This is a genomic window from Phenylobacterium sp., assembly GCF_030698145.1.
GTDB lineage: Bacteria > Pseudomonadota > Alphaproteobacteria > Caulobacterales > Caulobacteraceae > Phenylobacterium.
On the sequence record NZ_JAUYNW010000134.1, the window covers coordinates 1 to 6,105 of the forward strand.

Sequence of the window (6,105 nt, forward strand, 5' to 3'; positions counted from 1 at the left end):
CGAACGTCCGCGGTCGCGTGTACTGCGGATGCTCCAGGAGCCCGTCCTCGAAACTCTCTTCACTCAAGCTCTCAGCCTGGCCGAGGACGCCGGGCACGAGCCTTACGCACGCTTCGATCGTGACGAGCGCCGCGGCTTCGCCACCGGCGAGCACCGCGTCGCCGACGGCGACCTCCTCGAACCCCCGGGCGTCGAGCACCCGCTGGTCCACCCCTTCGAACCGGCCGGCCAGGACGATCAGTCCAGGCCCGTCAGCCCACTCACGAACGCGCGCCTGGGTCAGGGGCCTGCCCCGGGCGCTCATGTACAAAAGCGGCCGTCCTCTCTGGTCCACGCTGTCCAGCGCAGCCGCGATGACGTCCGCCCGCATCACTTGTCCCGGGCCGCCACCCGCGGGGGTGTCGTCGAGGAAGCCGCGCTTATCCTTGGAAAATCCCCGAATGTCCACTGTTTCCAAGGTCCAGAGCCCGTGCTCGCGCCAGGCCGTGCCGATCAGCGACACGCCGAGCGGGCCCGGAAAGGCCTCGGGAAACATGGTGAGAACGGTGGCGTCGAAGGACATGGTGCGGCTTTTGGACCAAACGCCGCAGGTTTTCCACCAGGCCCTCGAACTTGCCGCAGCGGCGCTATGGGCCTAATCCGGGATCCTTTCGCACCGCAGCATAGTTCGAGACCGATTATGGACACCCCCGAAAGCCTGCCCGAGACCCTGTCGCTGGAGCGCCTGGAGGTGAACCTGTTCCGGGGTGTCAGTCCGGAATTCGGTCCGCCGCGCATCTTCGGCGGCCAGGTGATCGCCCAGTCGCTGCTGGCGGCCTATGAGACGGTCGAGGATCGGGTCTGCCACTCGCTGCACTGCTACTTCATCCGGCCGGGCGATCCGCGCATCCCCATCGTCTTCGATGTGGACCGTTCGCGCGACGGCGGCAGCTTCACCACCCGCCGGGTCGTGGCGATCCAGAACGGCAAGCAGATCTTCAACCTCGCCGCCTCCTTCCAGGTGGCCGAGGAAGGTTTCGAGCACCAGACGCCGATCCCGGCAGTGCCCGGCCCCAACGACCTGCCCGACGAGTCCGAGGCGCAGAAGAAGATGATGGCGAAGATGCCGGAGGAGATGCGCAAGATGATGTCGCGTCCCCGGCCCATCGAGATGCGCCCGGTGGACGGCGACCTGTTCGGCTCCGGCGCCAAGGGCCCCAGGCCCGCCACCCAGGATGTCTGGTTCCGGGCCCGCGCGCCGATCGGCTCCGACCCGCACATGCACCAGGTGATCCTGGCCTACGCGTCGGACATGAACATGCTGTCGACCGCCATGCGGCCGCACGGGGTGCAATGGCAGACCCCGGGCTTCCAGTCGGCCAGCCTCGACCACGCCATGTGGTTCCACCAGCCGTCGAACTTCAACGAGTGGCACCTCTATACCCAGGACAGCCCCAGCGCCTCGGGCGGCCGGGGCTTCGTGCGCGGCTCGATCTATAACGAAGCGGGCGTCCTGGTGGCCTCGACCACGCAGGAAGGCCTGATCCGCATGCGGAAATAGGCGGGTGGGCCTATTGCGGCCGCGTCCGCTCGATGGCTTCCAGCAGCGCCGGGCCCATGACCGGCTTGGCCACCACCAGGGAGTCGGGAACCGTGGCGCGAATGCGCTCCAGCATCTCGCCGCCATAGGCGGTCACGAAGACGATCCGCGCGTCGACGACCTTCCGAGCCCGCCGCGCGGCCTCCACCCCGTCCATGTCGCCGATCAGGTTCACGTCCATCAGGATCAGGTCGGGCCGGAGCGACGCGGCCAGGGCGACGGCCTGCTCGCCCGTCGACGCGATGGCGCAGACCTCGAAGCCGAAATCCTCGATCAGGGACTCCAGGCTCATGGCGACGATCGCCTCATCCTCGACGATCAGGACTCGCAGCGCCTGGGTCCCCGGCAGGGGCTGAAACGCGCCCGGCGCTGGCGACGGCGTCTTGCCGGTCCCGCCCGCGAACCAGGCCTGGGACGCCGCACGGACCGCGTCATGGGTCGCGAGCATCAAACTGTCGATCGGGGTCATGCCGTTACGCCGTTACAGGTTCAGGGAATTTGAATCGATAACGCACCCCCTCGGAGGCGAACACCGTCTCGACGTCGCCGGCGAGATCGCGCTGGGCGCTGGCCTCGATCAGCCTCGCGCCGAAACCGCGCCGGGCGGGGGCCTGCAAGCCGCTGAGGCCGGTCTCGCGCCACGTCAGGTCGACTGAGCGCGGACTCGTGGCCGAGACCGACCATTCGATCACAATCTTTCCGCCTTCCACGGAGAGCGCCCCGTACTTGGTGGCGTTGGACACCAGCTCGTGCAGGATCATGGTCACCGCCAGCGCCGCCTTGGGCGACAGGACCACGCCCTGGCCATTGGCCTCCAGCCGCGCCTGGCCCTCGGCGACATAGGGCTGGACGATCTCGCGGACGATCTCCTCCAGCGACGTGGTCCGCCAGCGGCTGGCGGTGACCAGGCTGTAGCCGCGGGCGAGCGCCGTCAGGCGCGCGGAGAAGGTTGATTGGAAGGCCTCCAGGGAGTCGGCGCGCCGCGCGGTCTGGTCGGCCATTCCCATGACGACGGCCAGCATGTTCTTGGCGCGGTGGTCGAGCTCGGCCAGCAGCAGGTCCTGGCGTTCCTGAACGGCGCGACGCTCCATCACCCGGCCGACCTGCAGGCCGAGGACACGGACGATCTGCATCAGGCGGGTGTCGGGCTGGGCCGCGTCATGGCTGAAGAATTCCAGGATCGCGGTGACCTGGCCGTCGCTCATGATCGGAAAGCCGAAGGCAGAACGCACGCCGACGTCCTCGGCGAGCCATGTGCGCGGGAACGCTTCGCTGCTGTCGGCCCTGGACATCCAGCAGGGCTCGCGGGTGCTCCAGATGCGTCCGGGCAGGCCCTCGCCCGGGCCGAAGGTGGTGGCGGCGATGGTCTCCCTCAGGGCGGCGAACCGATCGGCGTCGCCATGCCAGATCATGGTCGGGACCAGTCGCGCGGCTTCGCCCTTTCCCGGGAGATAGGCGTGTCCCGCCGGCCATCCGGTCAGTTCGCAGACCGAGTCCAGGCAAAGGCGCAGGATTTCGTCCAGCGACTCGGTCTCGGCGGCGAGGGTCGTGACATGGTTCAACACCTCGGCCTCGCGCGCTTGGCGCTCCAGGAACGCCTCGTGCCGCCGCCGTTCCGAGATGTCGCGGACGAACCCGACGAAGAGGACCGTCCCGTCGATGGTCACCGGCGAGATGGAGAGTTCGATGGGAAACTCCTCGCCCGAGCGGCGGATGGCCGTGACCTCGATGCGGCGCCGGAGCAGCGGGCCTTCGCCGGTTTCGAGATACCGGGCGAGACCGGCGCGATGGGCTTTGCGGAGCCGCCGGGGGATCAACAGCTCGGCCAGCGGGTGACCCACGGCCTCGGCGCGCGACCAGCCGAAGATGGTTTCGGCCTGCAGGTTCCAGTCCCGCACGATGTCGACGCCGTCCATGACCACGACGCCGTCGAGCGCGGTTTCCAGCACCAGCGGCAGAATCTCGATGCGCTCGGCGACCGGCGGCGAGCGCGACGGCTGTGACGTCATGGAGTCGGCCCTTCCCGACACGTGCAATCCCTAGGTTGTAGCACCAAGACGCAGCCCTGTGGCCTGGATGTGGCGGTGGCGCCCAAGTTTCAGAGGATCGCCGGCGCCGTCTCCAGGATTTCCATGCGCGTGCCGCCGGCGGCGAGCTTGCGCGCGGCCTTCACGAAGCCGATGGCGTCGGCGCGGGCGAAGTGGACCTTCAGGGCGCCCAGGTCGGCCCAGCGCTCGATGAAGACCAGGCGCAGAGGCGCCTCGCAGTCCACGTGGACGTCGTGGGACAGGCAGCCCGGCTCGGCTCGCGAGCGCGCGGAATGGTCGATGCAGATCGCGCGCAGTTCGTCGAAGGTTTCGGGTTTGGCGTCGACCGCGCCGGTCACCAGGATCATGGAGCCTCCCGCATCATTGCGCCGACTAAGGCCCATCCGCCCGGCGCGGTTTAATCCAAATCACGCGGAGCCGTCCATTCGGTGTAGCGTCGCGCCATGGATGACCTGACAAGCGCCCAACTCGAAGCCCTGCACGATCTGGCGCGGAAGAAGACGGGCGCCGCCGTGCCCTTCGTCAACATCGCCTGCGCGCGCGCGCTGACCGACCTGGGCCTGGCCGAGCGCAGTCAGGAAGGCTGGGACATCACGCCCGCGGGCTCGGCCTTGCTGGCGCGCCAGGGCGGGCCGCCGTCCGAAGCCTAGTCCTCACGGCCCTCGTTGGGGTCGGCCTCGATGACCGCGGGTGGGGCGGCGATGACCTTGCCCTCGGCGATCCGGACCTCTGGGACGGCCTCGCGGGTGAAGGGCAGCCACCAGCTCGGACCGGCCTTGGGCTGGATCTCCAGCAGGTCGCCGGCGCCGAAATCGTTGACGGTCTTGATCGCGCCCAGCAGTTCACCGTCGGCCGTCTCGACGCTGAGCCCGATCAGGTCGGCGAGGTAGAATTCGTCCTCCTCGGGCGGGGGCAGGACGTCGCGGGAGATGAACAGTTTCAGGCCGCGGAGGGCCTCGGCGGCGTTGCGGTCGTCGCAGCCCTTCACGCGGGCGACGACGCCGCCCTTGGACGGGCGGGCCGAGATGATGGCCAGGCCGGGCGAGCCGTCCTGGCGCATCAGTGTCTTGAACGCCGCCACCGCCATCGGATCGGCGGTGAAGGTCGTGATCTTGAGCTCGCCGCGGACGCCATGGGCGCCCCCGACCTGGGCCACGAGGAGGAGCTGGTCGCTCACGCGGTGGCGCCTCCTCGCGACATCAGGGTCTTAGCCTTCGGCCTTGTCGGCGTCGGCTTCGGCGGCCGGGGCTTCCTCGGCGGCGGCTTCAGCGGCAGGAGCCTCTTCAGCAGCAGCTTCGGCGGCCGGAGCTTCCTCGGCGACCACTTCAGCAGCGGGAGCTTCCTCGGCGACCACTTCAGCAGCGGGAGCTTCTTCAGCGGCGGCTTCGACGGCGGGAGCCTCCTCAGCGACCACTTCAGCGGCCGGAGCTTCTTCGACAACGGGTTCCGGCTCGGGCGGACGGGCGGCGGCTTCGGCGGCGGCGGCGGCCAGGTCGACCTCACGCTTGGCGCGCTCCTCGACGCGTTCCTTGGCCTTCGTGCCCGGCAGGCCCTTCTTCGGGTTGTTGCCGTGCTCCCACTTCACCACGCCCTCGTTGGAGAGGAAGCGGGCGACGCGGTCGGTGGGCTGGGCGCCCTTGCCGATCCATTCCTGGATGCGCTCGATCTTCAGGGTGACGCGGTTGCCGTCTTCCTTCTTGAGCATCGGGTTATAGGTCCCGACCTTCTCGATGAAGCGGCCGTCGCGGGGCGAATGGCTGTCGGCGACGACGATGGAGTAGTAGGGGCGCTTCTTGGCGCCGCCACGGGCGAGACGGATCTTCAGCATTGGTAGTCCTTTGTAAGATCTAAGATTTCTTGAAGGGATTGAAGACCGACGGCATGTTCATGCCACCCAGTCCCGGGAGTTTTGGAGGCTCGGGCGCGCCGAGGTTCGCCGCCAGGCCGCCGGGCTTGGCGGCCAGCTTGCCGAGCTCTTCGAGCTGTCTGGTGTCGGGCGGAGGCAGCTTGCCGCCGCCCATGGCCTTGAGGCGGTCGTTCCCGCCGCCGCCGCCGATCATGCCGGCCATGCGCGCGAAGCCCTTACCGCCGTCGCGGCTCATCATCTTGAAGGCGTCGGCCATCTGGCGGTGCTGCTTCAGCAGGCGATTGACCTCCGACACCTCGACGCCCGAGCCGGCGGCGATGCGGCGCTTGCGCGAGGCCTGCAGGATGTCGGGCTTCTTGCGCTCGGCCTTGGTCATCGACGAGATGATCGCCGACTGGCGGTCCAGGGTCTTGTCCGAGACATTGGCCTCGGCCATCTGCTTCTTGATCTTCTGGACGCCCGGCATCAGGCCCATCAGGCCTTCCATGCCGCCCATCTTCTTCATCTGGGCGAACTGGTCGGCCATCATGTCCAGGTCGAACTGGCCCTTGGCGAGCTTGCGCGCCATGGCCTCGGTCTTGGCCTGGTCCAGGTCCTGGGCGGCCTTCTCG

Annotated in this window: 8 protein-coding genes and 1 pseudogene; 2 read left to right on the forward strand and 7 right to left on the reverse strand. The window is 68.5% G+C overall.

Features of this window, described 5'->3' with window-relative positions:
* A partial coding sequence (locus Q8Q77_RS18790; protein WP_305585403.1) for a tRNA (guanine(37)-N(1))-methyltransferase occupies positions 1 to 562 on the reverse strand: 562 nt, incomplete at its 3' end.
* 114 nt (positions 563 to 676) lie between these two features.
* On the opposite strand from Q8Q77_RS18790, the gene Q8Q77_RS18795 reads away from it, so the two are divergent.
* Positions 677 to 1,540 (forward strand): acyl-CoA thioesterase, encoded by an 864-nt coding sequence (locus Q8Q77_RS18795; protein ID WP_371130482.1) that lies wholly within the window; start codon positions 677 to 679, stop codon positions 1,538 to 1,540.
* Between the two features lie 10 nt (positions 1,541 to 1,550).
* Here the strand turns inward: Q8Q77_RS18795 and Q8Q77_RS18800 are convergent, their stop codons facing one another.
* The 3 genes from Q8Q77_RS18800 to Q8Q77_RS18810 all read right to left on the reverse strand — a co-directional run bounded on the left by Q8Q77_RS18800 (position 1,551) and on the right by Q8Q77_RS18810 (position 3,974).
* The gene (locus Q8Q77_RS18800; protein ID WP_305585407.1) at positions 1,551 to 2,048 is read right to left on the reverse strand and encodes a response regulator; all 498 of its coding nucleotides are present in this window, start codon (positions 2,046 to 2,048) and stop codon (positions 1,551 to 1,553) included.
* 4 nt (positions 2,049 to 2,052) lie between these two features.
* A complete protein-coding gene (locus Q8Q77_RS18805; protein ID WP_305585409.1) occupies positions 2,053 to 3,588 on the reverse strand; it encodes a sensor histidine kinase in 1,536 nt (511 codons plus the stop codon).
* 89 nt (positions 3,589 to 3,677) lie between these two features.
* Positions 3,678 to 3,974 (reverse strand): putative quinol monooxygenase, encoded by a 297-nt coding sequence (locus tag Q8Q77_RS18810; RefSeq protein WP_305585410.1) that lies wholly within the window; start codon positions 3,972 to 3,974, stop codon positions 3,678 to 3,680.
* A gap of 96 nt (positions 3,975 to 4,070) precedes the next feature.
* On the opposite strand from Q8Q77_RS18810, the gene Q8Q77_RS18815 reads away from it, so the two are divergent.
* A complete protein-coding gene (locus Q8Q77_RS18815; protein ID WP_305585412.1) occupies positions 4,071 to 4,277 on the forward strand; it encodes a hypothetical protein in 207 nt (68 codons plus the stop codon).
* On the opposite strand, the gene rimM is transcribed toward Q8Q77_RS18815, so the two are convergent.
* The 3 genes and pseudogenes from rimM to Q8Q77_RS18830 form a co-directional block, all read right to left on the reverse strand.
* The gene (rimM, locus tag Q8Q77_RS18820) at positions 4,274 to 4,804 is read right to left on the reverse strand and encodes a ribosome maturation factor RimM (RefSeq protein ID WP_305585414.1); all 531 of its coding nucleotides are present in this window, start codon (positions 4,802 to 4,804) and stop codon (positions 4,274 to 4,276) included. The two genes, Q8Q77_RS18815 and rimM, sit on opposite strands and share 4 nt — an antisense overlap.
* A gap of 30 nt (positions 4,805 to 4,834) precedes the next feature.
* Positions 4,835 to 5,455 carry a 30S ribosomal protein S16 gene (gene rpsP, locus Q8Q77_RS18825; RefSeq protein ID WP_305585415.1) on the reverse strand — a complete coding sequence of 207 codons (621 nt, stop codon included), beginning with the start codon at positions 5,453 to 5,455 and terminating at the stop codon, positions 4,835 to 4,837.
* Positions 5,456 to 5,474: 19 nt separating this feature from the next.
* A pseudogene (locus Q8Q77_RS18830) lies at positions 5,475 to 6,105 on the reverse strand (signal recognition particle protein); the annotation flags it as partial.